Source organism: Caldicellulosiruptor sp. DIB 104C (assembly GCF_028198085.1).
Lineage (GTDB): Bacteria > Bacillota > Thermoanaerobacteria > Caldicellulosiruptorales > Caldicellulosiruptoraceae > Caldicellulosiruptor > Caldicellulosiruptor saccharolyticus.
The window spans coordinates 881,886-903,229 of the sequence record NZ_CP116337.1 but is presented as its reverse complement, the minus strand read 5'-3'; the positions used below and the strand labels follow the sequence as shown (position 1 = coordinate 903,229).

Genomic DNA, 21,344 nt, shown 5'->3' with positions numbered 1-21,344 from the left:
TTTAAAAAAATGTTCAGTAAACAACATCCACAAGATAGAGTCCCCAAGGCGGAAGAGTTTTGCCAGCTTTGGTTCTGTCTTTGCTCTCTATTATAAGAGGAATGTCTGTTGGTTTGATTCTGCCAACCCCCACATCTAAGATTGTTCCTGCTATTATTCTTGCCATATTGTAAAGAAATCCATTCGCAGTGATGTATATTGCAATACAGCCATTTTCAAATGTTAAATAGCAGTCAAAAATACGACGTACCTTTGAATTTGTTTCACTGCCACTTGAACAAAAGCTGCTAAAGTCATACTCTCCAATGAAATACTCACAAGATTTTTGCATCGAAGCTATATCAAGCTTATATGGAAAGTGATAAACATAATTTCGTAAAATAGCAGGTCTTGTTTTGTGGTTGTAAATCAGATATTTGTACGTCTTTTGCTTGGCACTGTATCGTGCTGAAAAATCAAGTGAAACCTCAGCGGCATCTTTTATTGAGATATCATTTGGAAGGACTGAATTAAGAGCAAGTGGAAACTTTTCTGTTGGAATTTTGCTTTCTGTTTTGAAATTTGCCTTTTGACCCAAAGCATGTACTCCTGCATCTGTACGACCTGATCCAACAAGATTTACATCTTCCCCTGTAATTTTCTTTATTGCCTCTTCCATAACACCCTGAATTGTTTTTTTGTTTGGCTGCTTTTGCCAGCCAAAATAGTTTGTCCCGTCATACTCAATTGTGAGAAGAATGTTTCTCAAAAGAACTCACCTCACCATTATAGCCAAAGCTATTAAAATTGCTGCTATTAAAAAGGAAATATAGTCGTTTATTGAATATTGAAGTTTTTTTAGTTTTGTTCTGCCTTCTGATCCTCGATAGCATCGAGCTTCCATGGCAATTGCAAGTTCATCTGCTCTTTTAAATGCTGACATAAAAAGTGGAATCAAAAGTGGCAAAAGTGACCTTGCCTTTTTCATAAGTCCTCCACTTTCGAAATCAGCACCCCTTGACATTTGAGCTTTCATAATCTTGTCTGTCTCTTCATAGATTGTTGGGATAAATCTCAAAGCAATTGACATCATCATCGAAATCTCATGTACAGGAAATTTGAGTTTTTTCAAAGGTTTTAATAGCTCTTCTAAAGCATCTGTTATCTCAATTGGGGAGGTTGAAAGAGTAAGCAAGCTGGTAGAAAATATAAGTAGTAGAAGTCTTATTACTAAAAATAATGAGAGAATTATCCCTTTGTCTGTAATTGTCAAACCTAAAAACCTTGCCACTGGCCTTCCTTGGGTCAAAAAAAAGGTTAAAAATGACAGTTATTAGAATTAAAATAAACACAGGTTTTGTGCCACGTAAAAGTAATATTGGGTTTGTCTTTGAAAAGATTGTCCACAGAAATATCAAGGCAAATAGAAATATATACCCATAAAAATTATTCACTACGAATATAGAAATACAGAAAAATACCAAGACTATTATCTTTGTTCGAGGGTCAAGTCTGTGCACAAATGAATCTCTTTTGATGTACTGACCAATTACAAAGTCCACCATTATTCTTTCTCACCCTTTTTTGGAATATTTCCTGCTATATTTTGCACAATCATGTCAGCAACATCTTCCACCCTGTACTCAAACCTCTCAATTTGAAACCCCTTCATTTTGAGCCTGTGCTGAAGATACAATATATCTGGTGCAATCAAACCACTTTTTTCTAAAAGGTGAATATTTTCAAATATCTCATGTTTTGGTCCATCAAAGTAAATTTTTCCTTTATTCAGAACAATTACTCTTTCACACATTGATGCAACATCTTCTAAATTGTGTGAAATAAGAATTATAGTCTTTTTCACTTCACGATGAAGTCTTTCTATGATATTGAATATTCTTTTTCTTCCCCTCATATCAAGCCCAGCAGTAGGTTCATCTAAAATCAAACACTCAGGGTCCATTGCCAAAATTCCGGCAATTGCAACCCTTCGCTTTTGTCCGCCCGACAGCTCAAATGGTGACTTTTCTAGAATAGCATTAGGTATCTCTAAAAGTTCACATACCTCTTTTACTCTCTTGTCAATCTCCTCATCAGAAAACCCTAAATTCCTTGGACCAAATGCAATGTCTTTATACACTGTCTCTTCAAAAAGCTGATATTCAGGATATTGAAAAACAAGCCCAACTTTTCTTCGAATCTCTTTTACTTTCTTTTTCTCCTTGGTATTTATTCCATCAACAATGACGTCTCCCCGCTGAGGTACAAGGAGTCCGTTCATAAGCTGAACAAGGGTTGATTTCCCAGAACCTGTTTTGCCTATTATTCCAATAAACTCACCTTTCGAGATTGTTAGGTTCACCTCAGATAATGCCTTTTTTTCAAATGGTGTTTTATAGCCATATATAAACTCAGCATCTCTCATCTCAATGAACATAAAAATCTCTCCATTTCATCAACTGTCCAGATTTCCTCATCAATATTAATGCCTCTTTTTCTAAGTTCATAAGAAAGCTTTAAAATTTGAGGCATGTCAAATCCCATCTCATAAAACCAATCAAGCTTTAAAAGCTCTTTCGGAGTCCCTATATATTTTATCTTTCCATTTTCTAAAACCACCACTTTATTACTGTATATCATCTCGTCAATATTGTGAGTAACCAAAACTATTGTCTTTTTTTCTTCCCTGTTGAGTCTTAAGATGGTCGATATGACCTCTTTCCTCCCTTTTGGATCAAGCATAGAAGTTGGCTCATCTAAAATGATACATTCCGGCCTCATTGCCAAAATTCCGGCAATCGCAACCCTCTGTTTTTGCCCACCAGAAAGCTTGTATGTTGCGTGATTTCTATATTCAATCATCTCAACAGTTTCAAGTGCCTCATTTACAGCTCTTATTATCTCCTCACGTTCAAACCCTAAATTCTCTGGCCCAAAAGCAACATCTTCTTCAACGACCGAGGCAACCAATTGATTATCAGGATTTTGAAATATATATCCACACTTTCTTCTTATCTCCCAAATTTGACTTACATCTTTTGTGTTCATACCGTCAACCAGTACATCACCTTTTTCAGGTATTAAAAGCCCATTTATTAGCTTTGCTAAAGTGGACTTACCTGAACCGTTGAGCCCTAAGATTGACACGAATTCTCCTTTTTCTATTTCTAAGTTTATGTCAATCAACGCAGGAGTTTTTTTCCCGTCTGAACTTGTATACGAAAAGTTGACATTTATAAATTTTATAAAAGCACTCATCCTTCTTTTTTCTCCTTAAAAAGTGTTTTTATGTTCAATAAGCGGAATTACTCTTGCAATAAACTACCTTTTATTATAGCAAAGATTTTAAAGTTTAAATATACATGTATTTTTGAAGTATTCGTGGATACATTGAACATATTTATAATACACCGGGTATAATATATATTAGAAGGGGGGATTTAACATGTTTACTCCCAAGTGTGACATATACTTTGACACAAACTTAGTTAACTTAAAGGAGTTCAACATACCAATTGAAACAGAAAACCTGCTGTTAGAAGAGTTTTCAAAGATTGAAGAGATTTCAAAACTAAAAAGCCATATCACAGATGAACTAAAAGAACTTGATGAAAAGATAAAGGAAATTCAATGAAGTAGGATGGTAGGAAGGGAATATAAAAAGGGGGATGCCAAAAATCATCCCCCTAAAATAATTTAGGTGTGTTTTTCATCTGTAGACTTTTTTCGATATGTGTCCTTTATCATTTCATAATTCCCAAATGATGCCATGCAGATTAGTATAGAATTTATCATCAGTAGCGTAATATCTTTTAACGTGTTTTGGTGTGGAATAAAAACAAAGGATAGAACAAATGCTACAAAAAAGGTGTAGATTCTAATTACATAATCTTTGCACCATTTTTTGAATATGCCTTTTGTAAACTGAACAATAACATTTGTAGCAACTGTAATTCCTGCAAATGTACCAAGCTCCTGAGCTGAAAAATAGCTATCCAAAGTATTCTCACCCTACAAAATTTTATGTCTACTTCTATGTTATTCATGAAAACTTGAGTTTGTGAGAAAAATTTATTTGAGATTTTCTGGATTTAAATCTTCAAGCTCAGGTATGACAAATCTTCCATCTTTTCTAATAAGTCTTCCATCAAAGTAAATTTCTCCGCCGCCATATTCAGGGGTCTGAATCAACACTATATCCCAGTGCACAGCTGATCTGTTGCCATTGTCAGCATCCTCATAAGCACTGCCCGGTGTAAAGTGTATGCTTCCGGCTATCTTCTCATCAAATAGCGTGTCTTCCATAGGCTTTGTAATGTATGGATTTAGTCCAATTGAAAATTCACCTATATACCTTGCACCCTCGTCTGTGTCCAAAATCTTATTTAACTTTTCTGTGTTGTTTGCAGTAGCTTTTACAATCTTTCCATCTTTAAATTCAAACCTAATATTTTCAAACTTAAAACCTGCATAGTTTGAAGGGGTGTTATAGGTTATATACCCATTGACAGAGTCTTTAACAGGTGCAGTGTATACTTCACCATCAGGTATATTCATATGTCCATCACATTTTACAGCCTTCATACCTTTTATTGAAAATGTGAGGTCTGTGCCCTCACCTACTATTCTCACTTCATCTGTTTTTTCCATAAGTTCCACCAGCTTATCCATTGCCCTTGACATCTTTCTGTAGTCAAGGTTGCAAACATTGAAATAAAAATCTTCAAATGTCTCTTTGCTCATCCTTGCCTGCTGAGCCATTGAGTAATTGGGGTATCTTAAAATACACCATTTTGTCTTTGGCACTCTTACCTCACCGTGTACTTTGTGAAACCAGATTTTCTGATACAGCGCCATCTTATCATCTGGCACATCACTCAGTTCAAATGGATTTTGGCTTGATCTGATACCAATGTAAGCATCCATCTTTTCCATAAGTTGTCTTTCATTTTCAGCAATTATTTTTATTTGATCTTCAGTGGCATTTAAAAGAAGATCTCTTAATAGACTTTGATTCTTAATCCACAAAAACGGCATTGCGCCTTTTTGATATGAAAGCTTTATAAGCTCCTTTGCCAAATCAATTTCTTCCCCAATCAGTTCTATCAAAATCTTTTCACCATTTTTTAGATCAACAGAGTATTCTATAAGATTTTTTGCAAGTACTTTTACTCTTTCATCTGCCAATGTAACCGTCTCCTTTCTAAAACTCTTATTTTTCAAACACCTTGTTCACCATATTCTCATCTAAAAAAACAAACTCTCCTTCTTTTAGCTTGCCAAGTTTTAGCTTGCCTATTGCAACTCTTTTAAGTTTTAATACCCTGTGTCCAATTGCATCGCACATTTTTCTTACTTGTCTGTTCCTTCCTTCGTGTATTTTTATCTCAACAAGAGACTTTCCTTTAAAAACCTTTAAAATCCTAAACTTCGCAGGTGAAGTCAGTTTTCCGTCAATCAAAAGGCCTTTTTCAAACTGCTCAATCTCTCCTTTTGTTGGCACACCTTCAATGAGTGCAATATATGTTTTTTCAATATCATGTTTGGGATGTGTAACTTTATATGCAAACTCTCCATCATTTGTAAGAAGTATAAGCCCTATTGTGTCAAAGTCAAGTCTTCCTACAGGAAAAACTCTAACATCCACTTTGTCTTTTACAAGGTCTACAACAGTTTTTCTACCCTTCTCATCCCTTGCAGAAGATATCACACCAAATGGCTTGTTGAGCATTATATAAACTTTCTTTTGGACTGGTACAAGCTTTTTGCCATCAACCAAGACCTCATCCTTTTGAGGGTCAACTTTAAAGCCAAGCTCTGTAATGGTTCTACCATTTACCTTTACTCTTCCTTGGAGAATAATTTCTTCGCACTTTCGGCGTGACGCAACCCCACAGTCAGCCATAAACTTTTGAAGGCGAACTAAATCACCTATCTTCTATCACCATCCACTCAGTATTTGAAATGGCACTCTCTATCAATGATGATACATCCAATTTTTCCTCTTCTTTAATAACTTCTTCAAGTTTTGGCTTGGTCTTTGGATGTTTTGGAACAAATACTGTACAGCAATCTTCATATGGTAAGATTGAGATGTCATACGTGCCAATATTTTTTGCAATTCTTATTATCTCTTCTTTGTCCATGCCAATAAGAGGTCTTAGGACTGGCATTGATACAGCAGCGTTTGTACAAATGATACTTTCCATTGTTTGACTTGCAACCTGCCCAATACTCTCACCAGTCACAAGAGCTAAACCGCCGTTTTCTTTAGCAATCCTTTCTGCAATCTTCATCATAAATCTTCTCATAATAATTGTAAGATACCTCTTATTGCACTTTTCATAGATAGTAGTCTGAATTTCAGTAAAAGGTACAATGTAAAGTTTTAGTCTATCTGTAAACTGAGCTAAAACCCTGCAAAGGTCAATGACCTTCTCTTTTGCCTTCTCACCTGTATATGGAAAGCTGTAAAAATGGACCGCTTCTATTTCAACACCTCTTTTTGCTATCATAAACCCTGCAACAGGGCTGTCTATCCCGCCAGAGAGCAAAAGGTGTGCCTTGCCCCCTGTGCCAAGTGGCATACCACCAATACCTTTCTCTTCTGACGAATACACATATGCTTTGTCCCTTATCTCAATATTTACCTCAAAGTCTGGATTGTGCACGTCAACCTTAAGACCATATTTGTCAGCAAGATTTTTAAGAATATGTGCGCCAATAAGTCTTGAAAGCTCTGGCGACCTTAATTCAAATGTCTTATCAGCCCTCTTTGTTTCAACTTTAAAGGTTTTCTTACCTTTTTGAATCTCATTAAGGGCAATGTTCAAAGCTGCAGACTTGATAGCCTCTACTTGTTTTTCTGCAACTTCGCAAATAGTAAACCCAACAAGGCCAAAGACTTTTTTTAGTTTCTCAATTGCAAAATAAAAATCATTTTGAGAAAGGTTTTCAATAAATATTCTCCCTTGTTCTTTTGTAATTGAAATATTTTCTACATTTTTAAGATCTTTAAGTTTCCTTCTTATGTTCCTCACAAGCTTTTCTTCAAAAAAAGGACGGTTCAATCCTTTTAAGGCAAGTTCACCATACCTTATTAATATAGCCTTCATTCCATTCATCCTTTACCTTTTTATTTTCTGCAAAAACTTGAGCGATTTTTCCAATACTTCAAGTGTGTAATCAACTTCTTCAAGGTTATTCAAATAAGAAAAACTAAAACGTATATTACTTTGTGCAATTTCCATTGATTTTCCCATGCTATAAAGAACCTTGTTATATGTTCTGCCCCTTGATGAACAAGCAGAACCAGACGATGCGAATACATTATAGCTTTCAAGAGTATGGAGCAGAACCTCGGATTTAATCCCTAAAAATGACACATTTAAAATTGCGTCAGATGTATTGTCAAGTGGTGAATTTATCACAACATCATCAAAACTTCTTAGCCCCTCAATAAATCTTTGTTTTATCATTCTTAGCTTATTTGGCTGCTCATTTTGCAGCCTTTCATACACCTCAATTGCCTTATAAATCGAAAAAATACCTGGCATATTCTCTGTCCCAGGTCTTACTTCATTTTGCTGCTCCCCACCAAAAATTATTGGTTGAATGTTGATCCCCTTTTTGATATACAAGGCTCCAATCCCTTTTAATGCGTGAATCTTATGCCCACTTATTGACATCAAATCAACGTTTAGTTCTTTGGCATTGGTCTTTTCCTTCATAAACGCCTGAACCGCATCTGTGTGAACAATCACATTTGGATTTTTCCTCTTTGCCACTTCAGCTATCTTTTTTACATCAAAAATATGCCCTGTTTCGTTGTTTACAAGCATGACGCTTACTAAAATTGTCTCATCGTCCACTTCATTTTCGAGCTCTTCAAAGTCAATATTTCCGTTTTGATCAACCTTTAAAAAGCGCACTTCAAATCCACATCTTTTCAGGTGCTCAAGTGTATTTAATACTGATGGGTGCTCAACAGGGCTTGAGATTATTTTATTTCCTCTTTTCTGATTAGCAAAGGCAATTCCAATCAGTGCTAAATTGTTTGCCTCTGTACCCCCAGATGTAAAGTATATTTCTTCAGGATTTACATTTATCTTTTGAGCTATTTTCCATCTTGCCTCTTTTAACACCTTTTCAGCGCTGACTCCAAGCCTATGCAAGGATGATGGGTTACCATAATTTTGGGCCAAAAAATCTTTCAAACCTTCTATAACCTCATCGAATGGACGTGTTGTTGCTGCATTGTCAAAATATACAACCATCTTCTACCCTTCCTTTCACATCTCACCAAGAAGGTGCATGACAATAGAAATTACCGAAATAGCTGCAGTTTCACTCCTTAGAATGCGCTTTCCAAGTGAGACTATTCTGACTTTTTGCAAGTCTTTAAAAATCTCTATTTCCTCTTCTTCAAAACCACCCTCCGGTCCAATTAATATACCTACTCTATTTATGTTGGAATGAATATCCAAATAGGTTTTTTTGTTTTCCTTTTCGTATGGAATTATAAGAAGATCAAGTTCATCTAAAAAGTCTTTGACTCTACCTATTTCAATAGGTCTTTGGATCTGTGGCGAATATGGTCTTAGGCATTGCTTTTGGGACTCTTTAGCAATTTTCTGCCAACGCTGTATCTTTTTTTCTTCCTTTTCGCTGATATCAATAACAACTCTTTTTGAAATAACAGGAACTAAGGTTTTTACCCCAAGCTCTGTTGCCTTTTGAATTATGATATCCATCTTCTGATTTTTTATAATACACTGAAATAAAAAAACATCTTTTTGTGGCTCCCGCTGGTTGAGAACCTTTTCTTCTATCGCTACTTTTATTTTATCCTTTGAAATCTCCAAAATCTTAGCTTTGTAATCATATATTCCATCACAAAGATTTAAAACCTCTCCTTCTCTCTTGCGCAAAACTTTTACTACGTGGTTTAAATCATCTTTGTCTGTTATATATGCAATGTCATTGACAATGTTCTTGCTCTCAATAAAAAAAATAGGCAATGTCTATCACCCTATACTACTTTTACTTTCTTGCTACCACTAAGCACCAGTTATTAAGTTTTTTGATTTCAACTACTTCTAAAGAATTTTCTTTGAAGCTTTTTAATACATCATCAAGTCTTTCCTCAATAATTCCAGATGAGATAAAAAGTCCATCTTCTTTAAGAACGTTTTTAATATCATTTGCCAATTTTATTATTATATCAGCTATGATATTTGCAATTGCTATGTCAAACTTTTCTTCAATTCCAAAAACCAAGTCATTTTGCCTAATTTCAATTTCTACATTGTTCAAAGCAGCATTTTCTCTTGCAACCTTTACAGCAACATCATCTATATCAACTGCTAAAACTCTATTGGCTCCAAGCTTTTTTGCTGCAATTGCTAAAATTCCTGAACCTGTACCAATATCAATTACATCAAACCCTGCTTTTACATATCTTTGAATTGCCTCTAAACAAAGCATTGTTGACTCATGTGTACCTGTACCAAATGCCATACCAGGGTCAAGTTTTATAACTGTCTTGTCTTTTGTATTTGGGTAGTTTTCCCACGATGGTACAATGACAATATTCCCTATCTCAACAGGCTTGTAATACTTTTTCCACTCGTTTGCCCAGTCTTTCTCATCAACCTCAGAGATGTCAATCTCGCCCTCGCCAATATTAAGGTACTGTGAAGCATCTTTTAACCTCTCTTCAATGTTGAAAATAAGTTCTGAGATATTCACACTTTCAGGAAAATACGCACGAACAACTGCGAAATTTCGTTTAGGAAATTGATTTTCATCTATATAATCCCATGAATTTGGATATTTTAAAATTTCATTGTCTTCTATTACAACACCATTTGCCCCAAGATCATATAAGATATTTGAAATAGCATCCTCTGCTTCTTCTACAGTTTTAATCGCAACCTCAAACCATTTCATACCAATTCATTTCTCCTTTTTTCTTTAAAGAGTTTACGAAAAGGCTTCTCTTATCCTGTCCCAAAAATGTTTTCTCTTTTCATACCCTTCTTCAGACGAAAGCTCTTCAAACTTTCTCAAAAGCTCTTTTTGCTTTTCAGAAAGCTTCTTTGGTACTTCAATAACAAATTTCACAACCAAATCGCCTCTACCCCTACCTCTCAAATAAGGAACACCTTTGCCTTTAATTCTCACCTCATCTCCATTTTGTGTACCTGGTTCAACTCTTACCTTGGTCTTTCCATCCAATGTAGGTATTTCTATTTCTCCACCAAGTGCTGCATTGACAAATGTGATTGGTACCTCAACATAAAGGTCTTGCCCAACTCGTTTGAAAACAGGATGAGGTGCTATTTTGATTCTAATGTGCAAATCACCATTTGGCCCACCTTTTATGCCACTCTCACCCTCACCTCTTAAAGTTATTACCTGGCCATCGTCAATTCCAGCTGGAATGTTTATCTTCACCTTCCTCTGACGTCTAACAGTTCCAGTACCACCACATTCTCTGCAAGGGTCCGTGATGATAGTTCCAACTCCACCACATGCATCGCATGTTTTTATTGTAGTAAACTCACCAAAGAATGTTGCCTGTCTTGACCTAATTTGTCCTGTACCACCACATTTTTGACATCTGACAGGTGTGGCACCCGGTCTTACACCACTTCCGCCACAGACAGAACATTTCTCTGTTCTGTAAATAGGAATCTCTTTTTCACAGCCAAAGACCGACTCTTTTAAAGTCAGTTCTAAATCAACCTGTATATCAGCACCTTTTCTTGGTGCTTCTTTTCTTCTTCTTGATGAGCCAAAGATATCAAACCCTTCAAACAAGTCTTCAAATATGTCCCCAAAACTTCCAAAGTCAAAATCTGCAAAACCACCTGTAAAGCCACCAGAAAATCCTCCGCCCTGAGCACCATATGTTGGGTCAAATGCTGCATGGCCAAACTGGTCGTACTTTCTTCTCTTTTCAGGGTCACTTAAAACTTCATATGCTTCATTTATCTCTTTAAATTTTTCTTCTGCTTCTTTGTTTCCTGGGTTGGCATCAGGGTGATACTGCTTTGCAAGTCTTCTATATGCTCTTTTTATCTCTTCTTGTGTTGCGTTTCGTGGAACACCTAAAATTTCATAGTAATCTTTTTTTTGTGCCATTTTTTATCACCCACTTAGCTTACTGAATATTATTATATACCAACGCAAAACTTTTAACAAATCATTAAAAAGGACCAAAGCCATTTTTAAAGTGTTATGACTTTGGTCCCTTTTTCTAAAGAATCTAAATTTGTTAATATACCTTATAATCAGTGTTGACATTACCATCAGTTCCGCCTTGACCACCAGGGTTTGTGCCTCCCTGTGGTCCAGTTTGAGTATAACCTTGCTGATACAGCCTTGTTGAAACATCGTAGAATGATTTTGTCAGCTCATCAATTGCTCTTTCAATTCTCTCTTTATCCTCACCATTCATAACATCTTTGAGGGCTTTGAGTTTTGCTTCGATTTGTTCTTTTTCAGTTGCTGTCATCTTGTCACCAAGGTCACGCAAGAGCTTCTCTGTCTGGTAGATGATAGAGTCTGCTTTGTTCCTTGTCTCAATGAGCTCTTTTCTCTTCCTGTCCTGCTCTGCATACATCTCTGCCTCTTTTATTGCTCTTTGAATCTCCTCTTCGCTAAGGTGTGTCTGGGATGTTATGGTTATCTTCTGTTCTCTACCTGTGCCAAGGTCTTTTGCAGAAACGTGTACTATTCCGTTTGCGTCTATGTCAAATGTAACCTCAATCTGTGGAACACCACGTGGAGCAGGTGGAATTCCGTCCAAGATGAACCTACCAAGTGTCTTGTTGTCCTTTGCAAGTGGTCTTTCACCTTGCAAAACGTGAATCTCTACCTGAGTCTGACCATCTGCAGCAGTGGTAAATATCTGGCTCTTTCTTGTTGGAATTGTTGTATTTCTCTCAATTATTTTTGTGAACACGCCACCTAAGGTCTCAATACCAAGGGAAAGTGGTGTTACGTCTAACAGCAAGATGTCTTTTACCTGTCCTCCCAATACACCTGCCTGGATTGCTGCACCAATTGCAACACATTCGTCAGGATTTATACCTTTGAATGGTTCTTTTCCTGTGAGTTTTTTGACAAACTCCTGAACATAAGGTATTCTTGTTGAACCGCCAACCAAAATGACCTTATCAATCTGCTCTGGTGTGAGCTTTGCATCTGAAAGTGCTGTCTCAACAGGCTCTCTTGTCTTTTCTACAAGGTCTTTTATAAGCTCCTCGAATTTAGCTCTTGTCAATACCATGTCAATGTGCTTTGGACCGTTTGCATCTGCTGTTATAAATGGCAAGTTAATTGTTGTCTGAAGTGCAGACGAGAGCTCAATCTTTGCTCTTTCTGCTGCATCTTTTAATCTCTGGAGTGCAACCTTGTCCTTTCTCAGGTCAATCCCATGTTCTTTCATAAACTCATCTGCTATATAGTCAATAATTCTCTGGTCAAAGTCATCACCACCAAGTCTGTTGTTACCAGATGTTGCTAAAACCTCAATAACACCCTCGCCAATCTCCAAAATTGAAACGTCGAATGTTCCACCACCAAGGTCATATACCATTATCTTCTGATGTCCTTCCTTGTCAAGGCCATAAGCCAAAGCTGCAGCAGTTGGCTCGTTGATAATTCTCAAAACCTCAAGTCCCGCAATTCTACCTGCGTTTTTTGTTGCTTGTCTTTGTGAGTCTGTAAAGTATGCAGGAACTGTGATAACAGCTTGTGTAATCTTTTCACCAAGATATGCCTCAGCATCAGCTTTTAGTTTCATCAAAATCATTGCAGATATCTCTTCTGGTGAATATTCCTTGTCATCTATCTTTATTCTTCTGTTTGTACCCATATCTCTCTTTATTGATATAATAGTCCTTTCTGGGTTTGTGATAGCCTGTCTTTTTGCAGCATGACCAACAAGCCTCTCACCTGTCTTGGTAAATGCAACAACTGATGGAGTTGTTCTAAAGCCTTCTGCATTTGGAATGACAACAGGCTGCCCACCTTCAATTACTGCCATACAAGAGTTTGTTGTACCTAAGTCTATACCTAAAATATGAGCCATTGTTATCAACCTCCTTTTTTATTTTCGATTTGATTATTAATTAATTTGCATTAGCAACCTTAACAAGGCTGTATCTTATAACTCTGTCTTTTATCTTATAACCTTTTTGGAACTCTTCAATCACAATGTTCTTACCATACCTTTCATCCTCCACATGCATAATAGCATTGTGGAGGTATGGGTCAAACTCCTTATTTAAAGCTTCAATAGGCTCAACACCAAGTTTTGAGAAGATATCATCAATTTGCTTTTTTATCATCTCAAGTCCTTTTAAAAACTCTTCATTTGTATTTTCCGACTCTTTAGCAGAGCTGATTGCTCTTTCAAAATTATCAACAATAGGAAGAAGCTTTCCTATAACATCTGCAACAACTTCATAGTACATATTTTCCTTGTCCTTTGCGATTCGCTTTCTGTAGTTATCAAAGTCAGCGGCAATTTGCTGGCACAAGCTTTTGTACTCCTCAACTTCCCTTTCTTTCTCTTCAAGCTGTTTTTTTAACGCCTCAATTGGGTCTTCTTGCTCTTGACTCTGGGTATCCTGCTGAACATTTTCAGCTTGATTATTTTCATTTTGTGCCTCGATTTTTTGCTCTGAAGAAACCTCTTTTTCTACCGCCTCTTCAGTAGCTGGAGGACTTTCAGAAATGTTTGTCTCTTCACTCTTTAACTCTTTGTTTTCCATCTCGCACATCTTCAAAGATCACCTCTTTATTTATTCTGTGAAAAGTCTTGTCAAAATATCAGACAACGTATCGCAAATATAATCGATCAAAGAAACTGTCTGTGAATACTTGAGCCTCTTTGGCCCGATTATACCAATTGAACCGGCAATACTGTCGCCTATTCGGTAAGTGGAAAGAATAATGCTACACTCCTTTAAATCTTCAATTGGGTTTTCTGTACCTATGCGTATGGTTATATGGTCGTGCATTGAAGAGTTTATAATCTTTCGTAGCATGTCTTTTTGCTCAAATATATGCAAGAATATCTTTGCTTTTAGAACATCATTGAATTCCGGAAAGTCAAACATGTTTTTGATACCACTTAGGACCACTTCTGTACTGTCCGCTGCACTGATTGTTCTTAACACATTGTCAATGATTGGTGAAAGGATTGTCCTGTTCTTGCCCAAGCTATTTTCAATGTCCAAAACTGTATTTTCATCAATGTCTTCTAATTTAAGTCCACTTAGCTTTTGGTTAAGTACGTTAGTGATATATATAAAATCTTTGCTATCAATATTTTCCGGCTTATCTAAAAGAATATCTTTTACAAGTCCTGTATTTGTAACCAAAATTAATATATATTTTTTGCTATCAACCGGCAAAAGCTGTAGATGCTTGATATAGCTTTTCTTTACATTTGGAGTTGAGAGCACAGCAGTATAGTTTGTAAGATTCGAGATAATCTTTGCTATGTTCTCCATGTACTCATTTATTTCGCTGAACTTCACATCAAGCTGTGACCTTATAAACTCAACCTCTTGCGGTGAAAGCCTTGTAACCTTCATTAATTCATCAACATAGTATCTGTACCCTTTATCAGACGGAACTCTTCCTGCTGAAGTATGTGGCTGTTCTAAATACCCCATCTCTTCTAAATCAGACATCTCATTACGAATAGTTGCAGAAGAAATACCAAAGATGTACTTTTTTGCAATAGTGCGTGAACCAACTGGCTCCCCTGTATTTATATAATCGTCTATGACTGCTTGAAGTATCCTTTTTTTTCTTTCATCCAGCATTTTCCTCACCTTACTGTTAGCACTCTCATTTGATGAGTGCTAATTCTAAGATATAAGATATCACTTCAGTAGATAATTGTCAAGTAGATTTTTTGACTTTCTTTGACCTTTTTAAATAAACTCTTGCCACACTATATTTGCAAGGTCCATTCCTTTTTTTGTAAGTCTAAAATGCGAATTTATCTCTACAAGTCCATACTTTTTTAGTTTTTCTATCTGGGTTTTGTACTTCTTCATAAAGTCTATATTAAATCTTCTCTCAAGCTTCAAAAGATCAATGCCCTCAATTTTTCTAAGTCCTAAGATAATGTACTCTTTTTCCATTTCTTCATCATCTATATACTCCTTTGTATCAACTGCAAGATACCCATTCTTTATACTATTGATATATTCCTTAATGTCACTTACATTAGAATATCTATATCCTTCAAAAAAAGAATGGCTACTTGAGCCAATTCCAATATATTCTTCACAGTCCCAGTATTTAAGATTGTGCTTACATTCAGAATTCTTTTTTGCAAAGTTTGATATCTCATATTGATATATACCAAAATCGTAAAGTCTTTCTACTGCAAGCCAGTACATACCTCTCTCTTCTTCCTCAGAAGGAAAATAACTTTTTAAAGATTCATATGCATCATAAAAATATGTGCCCTCTTCAATCTTCAAAGAATATACAGAGACATGAGGAGGTCCGAAACTAATTACTGTTTCCAAAGTCCTAGAAAAGCTTTCTATATTTTGGTATGGAAGTCCAATCATTAAATCAACATTGAAGTTTTCGAAGTATCTTGCTGCAAGCTCTAATATTTCCAGAGCTCTTTTCGATGTATGAATCCTTCCAAGCACTTTTAATTCAGTGTCATTCAAAGATTGAACCCCAATGCTCAGCCTATTTATATTTAAGAGCTTATAAATCTTTAGCTTCTCTTCATTTAAACTCTCTGGATTTGCTTCAATTGTTGTCTCACAGTTCTCTTTTACTTTGAAATTTGAATATATAAATTCAATCAATCTTTCTATGTGCTTAGGATCTACTGCCGACGGTGTACCTCCCCCAATATAAATTGTTTCTATCTCAATGTCATAGTTTTCTTTGTAAAAAATAAGTTCTCTCTGAAGAGAATTAAAATATTCAGATACAAGACTATTTTCAACATTCTCATATGATACAAAATCGCAGTAAAGACACTTTTTCTTACAAAATGGAATGTGGATATAAAGCCCAATCTTCTTTCCCAACCTTTTTGCACTTCCTTTTACTCTTCTAACTTCAAAACAGCCATAAATGCCTCCTGCGGTATTTCAACCTCTCCTATCTGTTTCATTCTCTTTTTACCTTCTTTTTGCTTCTCCAAAAGTTTCTTCTTCCTTGTCACATCCCCGCCATAACATTTGGCAAGCACATCTTTTCTCAGTGCCTTTACAGTTTCTCTTGCAATCACCTTGCTACCAATACATGCCTGAATAGGTATCTCAAATAGATGTCTTGGAATTTCTTCTTTCAATTTCTCTACAATTTTTCTTGCTCTCTGATAAGCCTTGTCCCTGTGCACAATGAACGAAAGTGCATCAACCACCTCGCCTTTAATCATTATATCAAGCTTTACTAAATTGGACTCTGCATATCCTATGAATTCATAGTCAAATGAAGCATAACCTTTAGAGCGTGACTTTAGCGCATCAAAAAAGTCATAGACAATCTCCATCAGCGGCATTTCATAGGTAAGTATAACACGAGTTGTTTCTATATAAGACATATCTTTAAATATTCCTCTTCTCTCCTGACAAAGCTCCATTATTGCTCCAACATATTCATTTGGTACCATTATAGTTGCCTTTACCATTGGTTCTTCCATCTTGTCTATTTCATTGGGTGGTGGAAGTTTTGTGGGATTGTCTATATACAAAACCTCTCCATTTGTCTTTGTAACCCTGTAAACAACTGATGGTGCTGTTGTAATAATGTTCAAATCATACTCCCTCTCCAGCCTCTCCTGAACAATTTCCATGTGCAAAAGGCCTAAAAAGCCACATCTAAAACCAAAACCAAGCGCAGCAGAGCTCTCTGGCTCAAAAAACAGTGCTGCGTCATTGAGTTGCAACTTTTCAAGTGCTTCCTTGAGCTCTTCATATTTTGTATCACCAGTTGGGTAGATTCCACAGAACACCATCGGGTTTAACTTTCTAAAACCAGGCAGAGGCTCATCAGCTGGATTGTTTGCATCAGTGATAGTATCACCAACTCTTGTGTCTCTGACAGTTTTTATCGATGCTGCAATGTATCCAACATCACCTGCCCTTAGCTCTTCACAAGGAATTAACATGCCGGGTTTGAAGTAGCCAACCTCCGTGACTGTAAACTGTGCACCAGTTGACATCATCTTTATTGTCATATTGGGTTTTACTACTCCATCAAATACCCTAACATATGCCAAAACACCTTTGTAGTTGTCATAAAGAGAGTCAAATATTAAAGCCTTCAAAGGCTTTGTATCATCACCTTTGGGGGGTGGAATATCTCTTGCAATCCTTTCCAAAACCTCTTCAATGTTAATTCCCTGTTTTGCTGAAATAAGAGGGGCATCTGATGCGTCAAGTCCAATAACATCCTCTATCTCTTTTTTAACCTCATCTGGTCTTGCACTTGGAAGGTCGATTTTGTTTATAACTGGTATTATTTCTAAGTTATGTTCAAGCGCAAGATAAACATTCGCAAGAGTTTGAGCTTCAATACCTTGAGTTGCATCCACAACCAAGATTGCGCCTTCACAAGCAGCAAGGCTTCTTGAAACTTCATAGGTAAAGTCTACATGTCCTGGTGTGTCAATGAGGTGAAATATATACTCTTTACCGTCTTTTGCTTTATAATTTAGCCTCACTGCCTGCGCTTTTATAGTAATACCCCTTTCTCTCTCTATCTCCATTGTGTCAAGAACCTGGTCTTGCATCTCCCGTTCGCTCAAAGCACCTGTCAGCTCAATTATTCTATCAGCAAGAGTTGATTTTCCATGGTCAATATGAGCAATTATGCAAAAGTTCCTAATTCTGTCCTGTCTTCTCTCCACCTCAAGTAATCCCCCTACAAAATCAAATTATTGTAGATTTTGAAGTTGACTTTGCACCTCATCTAAAAGCTTTTTGGCATACCGAATATAAGATTGTCTTACATCACTCCTGTTTAGAATATCCTTTGCTTTCAGAAGCATAAAATCATAGTAATTGCCATTTATTCTTGTCTTTCTGAAAATATATATAGGCTCTACTAAAATCTTTTTTGTAAGTTTATTATCCTTTTTGGTAAGCTCAATTCTTACAGTCAACCCAAACCTATTGTATGGGAAAATAACTGTCTGGTCACAAAGGAAATTTCCTAAGGAATAAAACACTATACCCTCTCTTTTGCCAGAAGTTCCATCTTCAACTTGTATCTTTTCAAATGGCTGAATGGTATGCGTATGTGTTCCAATTACAATGTCAGCTCCGTATTTTATGAGCTCTTTTGCAAACTCCTTTTGCTCTGAGGTTGGGTTTATTGAATTTTCATATCCCCAGTTTGCATATGCTATTATAATGTCACAATTGAGTCCTTTCAAGTACTCAAGCCGGTTTCGAATTGTATCTTTGTCCAAAATATCAACATAATCTTTATATGAAGAGTTGCTCCCAAGATACACATTTGGAAGTTCTTTTGTAAATGCAGCAACACCCACTCTAATATTGTTTATGTCAAACACCTTTGAGGTATGTTCATCTGGAGAGAGCCTTACCCCAACAGAGCTAATTCCTGCCTCTTTTAGATTTTTAATTGTATCTTCTAAACCTTGCCTTTTGCCATCAAAAATATGTAAAGAAGATAATACTGCAACATTAAAACCAGCAGACTTCAGCAACCCTAAAGTTTCTTTTGGAGCATTGTATTTGCCATATGTTGAAACTGGTAAATTAGAGGTTAAAGTACTATCAAACTTGAAAATACTTAAGTCTGCGTAGGTTATGTCTTTAACATTTTCCATTATATTTCCAAATGAATATGATTGAGTTTGTCTGTTATAATACGATTTTAAAAGATACCCATTGAAGAACACATCGCCAACAAGCGAGATTGTTGCTTTGTATTCTTTTGGCTGGTTTTTTAGCTGAACAGAAGAAGATTTAGTAGTATCTGCCGCAGTTTTTTCCCTTGCAGGTGTGGATGTATTTTGTTTCTTTGTAGTATCATAAACCTCCTGGGAAACCGGGATATAATTTTTTACATACATGTTCTCATAATAAAATATTGCATTTATTCCAATAAGAAGGACTATAATAAATGAACCCAGAACATACAAAATCTTTTTCATAACTCAAGCCCTCTTTCTTTATAAACATTTATTTTACTTAAATTTTCAATGTGAATAGGAAATTCAACAATATCCTTGACAATCTTCTTGCCATCTAAGTATCTTAAAATTCCTTTTCTACCTATGTCAAATTTAAGGTAATAAGCACAAAGACACTGAATACTTGCATTATACTTCTTATTTAGCGCCCAGTCACCATATTTACTATCACCCAAAATGCAAAGCCCAACATGTGCAAGCTGGGACCTAATTTGATGTGTTTTCCCTGTTTCTATTTCAACATCAACAAGCAGCAAGTCGTCTTTGCCTCGTATTATTTTATACCTAGTGACAATCTCTGAATAACCCTCAGCCGGTAAATCTGAAATGTAAACCTTGCTTTTTTTAGAGTCCTTTTTTAGATAGTGCACGAGTACTCCACTTTTTGGCAAATCCACCCTTTTTGTTATGCATAAATACTTCTTTTTAATAGCCCTTCTACTCATATATTTTAACATCTCGTTTAAAACTTGTCTATTTTTTGCAATAATCATAAGACCTGAAGTGTTCCTGTCAAGCCTGTGACAAAGTGCAGGCAACTGATTGCCAGAATAATTATCTTCAATCCAATTTACAACAGAATACTCGTTATTTGTATCGGGGTGCGAAGGAATACCATATGGTTTGTCAATGACAATTATATTGTCATCTTCATATACTTTTGAAATTTCAACTTTTTTCTGATCTAAGTACTTCTCTTCTATGTCAAAGCTAATTAAATCTCCAAATTGTAATATCTGACCCTTCTGAGCAACCTCAAAGTTAACTCTTATTCTGCCCTTTCTCAGAAGTTTAAATATTACACTCATTGGGATTGTCGGATATTTCTTTTTTATAGCCTTTTCAAGTTTCATACCTGCAAAATTTTTCTCAATCAACATTTCTATTGTCATTTACATATACCTCACTTTTTAACACGTTGAATAATATTATCATATAATAAAATTGACCAAATTGAAAATGAAAAAAACATGAAAATTGGCATTGATGGTAGAGCAGCTAAATGGTATAGAGGTTCTGGTATTGGAACTTACACTTATCAACTTTTAAATTATATCAAAAAACTTGACAAACAAAACGAATACCTTATCATATGGCCCGACAAATCTGAAATAGAGTTTGTTTCAGCAGAAAATATTAACATAAATCTTTTGCCTCAACAACTAGACAAATTCTGGGAAGAGATAATGATAAAGGAGATAATAATCCAAAATGATATTGAGATTTACCACGTTCCTCAAAACGGAATAGGCATTCCTTTTTCTAAAAAGTGTAGTTATATTATAACCCTTCACGATATAATCCCATTTAGGTTGCCTGAGACAGTGGGACCGGGCTATTTAAAAATCTTTAGAGAAAATGTTCCGAAGATTTTGAAGATTGTAGATAGCGTGATAACTGTTTCTGAATTCTCTAAAAAAGATATATGTGAGTACTTTGACTATGATCCATCAAAGGTGTTTGTAACACACTTAGCACCAGAAGATATCTACAAGCCCCTTTCAAAACAAGAGGTTGAAAACATGCTTAAGCAAAGATTCAATATAGACTTTCCGTATATCCTGTATGTAGGTGGTTTTTCACCTCGGAAAAATCTCATAAGGTTGATTAAAGCTTACAATATGATAAGAGATCAAATTGATGGTATTCATCTTGTAATTCCTGGAAAATTTAGTAGGAGTTTTGAAGAGGTGAAAGGTCTTGTTGCAGAACTTGGGCTTTGTGAGCGTGTACATTTTGTTTCATACGTTGAGGTAGAACTAATGCCTTATTTATATAATGGTGCCATTTTATTTGTCTATCCATCCTTATATGAAGGATTTGGCCTTCCGCCACTTGAAGCAATGGCTTGTAAAATTCCTACAATTGCCAGCAACACGACTTCTCTGCCAGAAGTGTTAAAAGACGCAGCTATCTTTGTCAATCCTTATTTTGAGGAAGACATCGCAGAAAAGATTTTGCTTGTACTCGAAAGTGAAAAGCTTCGAAAAGAGCTTTCTGAAAAAGGTTATAGCTTAGCTAAGAAGTATAGCTGGGAGAAAACTATAAGCTCTACTATAGCTATCTATCAACAAATTTTTGCCTTGAAATCTTAGAGAAGTTAGAATATAATGTATTTGTAGAACAAAAATAA

At 35.9% G+C, this 21,344-nt stretch carries 20 protein-coding genes and 1 pseudogene; 2 read left to right on the top strand and 19 right to left on the bottom strand.

Annotated features, from left to right (window positions below; all coding sequences use genetic code 11):
• Positions 1–13: 13 nt before the first annotated feature.
• The 4 genes and pseudogenes from truA to PGC14_RS04410 form a co-directional block, all read right to left on the bottom strand.
• On the bottom strand, positions 14–748 hold the full coding sequence (gene truA, locus PGC14_RS04425) for a tRNA pseudouridine(38-40) synthase TruA (RefSeq protein WP_271629629.1): 735 nt from the start codon (positions 746–748) through the stop codon (positions 14–16).
• 6 nt (positions 749–754) lie between these two features.
• Positions 755–1,544: pseudogene (locus tag PGC14_RS04420) on the bottom strand (energy-coupling factor transporter transmembrane component T family protein).
• Complete coding sequence (locus PGC14_RS04415; RefSeq protein ID WP_271629628.1) at positions 1,544–2,416, bottom strand: energy-coupling factor transporter ATPase; 873 nt, start codon at positions 2,414–2,416, stop codon at positions 1,544–1,546. The pseudogene PGC14_RS04420 and the gene PGC14_RS04415 overlap by 1 nt, the downstream one beginning before the upstream one ends.
• Positions 2,401–3,237: an energy-coupling factor transporter ATPase gene (locus PGC14_RS04410; protein ID WP_271629627.1), complete on the bottom strand. Its 837-nt coding sequence runs from the start codon at positions 3,235–3,237 to the stop codon at positions 2,401–2,403. The genes PGC14_RS04415 and PGC14_RS04410 overlap by 16 nt, the downstream gene beginning before the upstream one ends.
• 187 nt (positions 3,238–3,424) lie before the next feature.
• On the opposite strand from PGC14_RS04410, the gene PGC14_RS04405 reads away from it, so the two are divergent.
• Complete coding sequence (locus PGC14_RS04405) at positions 3,425–3,613, top strand: hypothetical protein (RefSeq protein ID WP_039766458.1); 189 nt, start codon at positions 3,425–3,427, stop codon at positions 3,611–3,613.
• A gap of 62 nt (positions 3,614–3,675) precedes the next feature.
• Here PGC14_RS04405 and PGC14_RS04400 read toward each other — a convergent pair whose 3' ends face one another.
• From PGC14_RS04400 to PGC14_RS04330, 15 genes are all read right to left on the bottom strand, one after another.
• Positions 3,676–3,978, bottom strand: coding sequence for a hypothetical protein (locus PGC14_RS04400; protein ID WP_011917281.1), 303 nt, complete (start codon positions 3,976–3,978; stop codon positions 3,676–3,678).
• A 72-nt stretch (positions 3,979–4,050) separates the two neighbouring features.
• Complete coding sequence (locus PGC14_RS04395; RefSeq protein WP_276054234.1) at positions 4,051–5,166, bottom strand: aminopeptidase; 1,116 nt, start codon at positions 5,164–5,166, stop codon at positions 4,051–4,053.
• Between the two features lie 25 nt (positions 5,167–5,191).
• Positions 5,192–5,914 carry a pseudouridine synthase gene (locus tag PGC14_RS04390; protein ID WP_271629854.1) on the bottom strand — a complete coding sequence of 241 codons (723 nt, stop codon included), beginning with the start codon at positions 5,912–5,914 and terminating at the stop codon, positions 5,192–5,194.
• A complete protein-coding gene (thiI, locus tag PGC14_RS04385; RefSeq protein ID WP_271629625.1) occupies positions 5,907–7,094 on the bottom strand; it encodes a tRNA uracil 4-sulfurtransferase ThiI in 1,188 nt (395 codons plus the stop codon). The genes PGC14_RS04390 and thiI overlap by 8 nt, the downstream gene beginning before the upstream one ends.
• Positions 7,095–7,106: 12 nt before the next feature.
• Positions 7,107–8,255: a cysteine desulfurase family protein gene (locus PGC14_RS04380; RefSeq protein WP_039766454.1), complete on the bottom strand. Its 1,149-nt coding sequence runs from the start codon at positions 8,253–8,255 to the stop codon at positions 7,107–7,109.
• Positions 8,256–8,270: 15 nt separating this feature from the next.
• On the bottom strand, positions 8,271–8,999 hold the full coding sequence (locus PGC14_RS04375; RefSeq protein WP_271629624.1) for an RsmE family RNA methyltransferase: 729 nt from the start codon (positions 8,997–8,999) through the stop codon (positions 8,271–8,273).
• Positions 9,000–9,021: 22 nt separating this feature from the next.
• Positions 9,022–9,930: a 50S ribosomal protein L11 methyltransferase gene (gene prmA / locus PGC14_RS04370; RefSeq protein WP_271629623.1), complete on the bottom strand. Its 909-nt coding sequence runs from the start codon at positions 9,928–9,930 to the stop codon at positions 9,022–9,024.
• A gap of 33 nt (positions 9,931–9,963) precedes the next feature.
• Positions 9,964–11,127: a molecular chaperone DnaJ gene (gene dnaJ / locus PGC14_RS04365; RefSeq protein WP_039766448.1), complete on the bottom strand. Its 1,164-nt coding sequence runs from the start codon at positions 11,125–11,127 to the stop codon at positions 9,964–9,966.
• Positions 11,128–11,260: 133 nt separating this feature from the next.
• Positions 11,261–13,081, bottom strand: a complete 1,821-nt coding sequence (dnaK, locus tag PGC14_RS04360; protein WP_271629622.1) for a molecular chaperone DnaK — start codon at positions 13,079–13,081, stop codon at positions 11,261–11,263.
• 40 nt (positions 13,082–13,121) lie between these two features.
• Positions 13,122–13,775: a nucleotide exchange factor GrpE gene (gene grpE / locus PGC14_RS04355; protein WP_039766446.1), complete on the bottom strand. Its 654-nt coding sequence runs from the start codon at positions 13,773–13,775 to the stop codon at positions 13,122–13,124.
• A 21-nt stretch (positions 13,776–13,796) separates the two neighbouring features.
• Positions 13,797–14,828, bottom strand: coding sequence for a heat-inducible transcriptional repressor HrcA (hrcA, locus tag PGC14_RS04350; protein ID WP_039766445.1), 1,032 nt, complete (start codon positions 14,826–14,828; stop codon positions 13,797–13,799).
• A gap of 111 nt (positions 14,829–14,939) precedes the next feature.
• On the bottom strand, positions 14,940–16,070 hold the full coding sequence (gene hemW, locus PGC14_RS04345) for a radical SAM family heme chaperone HemW (RefSeq protein WP_271629621.1): 1,131 nt from the start codon (positions 16,068–16,070) through the stop codon (positions 14,940–14,942).
• 17 nt (positions 16,071–16,087) lie between these two features.
• Positions 16,088–17,896, bottom strand: a complete 1,809-nt coding sequence (gene lepA / locus PGC14_RS04340) for a translation elongation factor 4 (protein ID WP_039766443.1) — start codon at positions 17,894–17,896, stop codon at positions 16,088–16,090.
• A gap of 27 nt (positions 17,897–17,923) precedes the next feature.
• Complete coding sequence (locus PGC14_RS04335; RefSeq protein WP_011917268.1) at positions 17,924–19,171, bottom strand: CapA family protein; 1,248 nt, start codon at positions 19,169–19,171, stop codon at positions 17,924–17,926.
• Positions 19,168–20,103, bottom strand: coding sequence for an RluA family pseudouridine synthase (locus PGC14_RS04330; RefSeq protein WP_271629620.1), 936 nt, complete (start codon positions 20,101–20,103; stop codon positions 19,168–19,170). Before PGC14_RS04330 ends, PGC14_RS04335 begins: the two co-directional genes overlap by 4 nt.
• Positions 20,104–20,181: 78 nt before the next feature.
• Between PGC14_RS04330 and PGC14_RS04325 the strand changes: the two genes are divergently transcribed.
• Positions 20,182–21,306, top strand: a complete 1,125-nt coding sequence (locus PGC14_RS04325) for a glycosyltransferase family 4 protein (protein WP_011917266.1) — start codon at positions 20,182–20,184, stop codon at positions 21,304–21,306.
• The last annotated feature ends 38 nt before the right edge of the window (positions 21,307–21,344 follow it).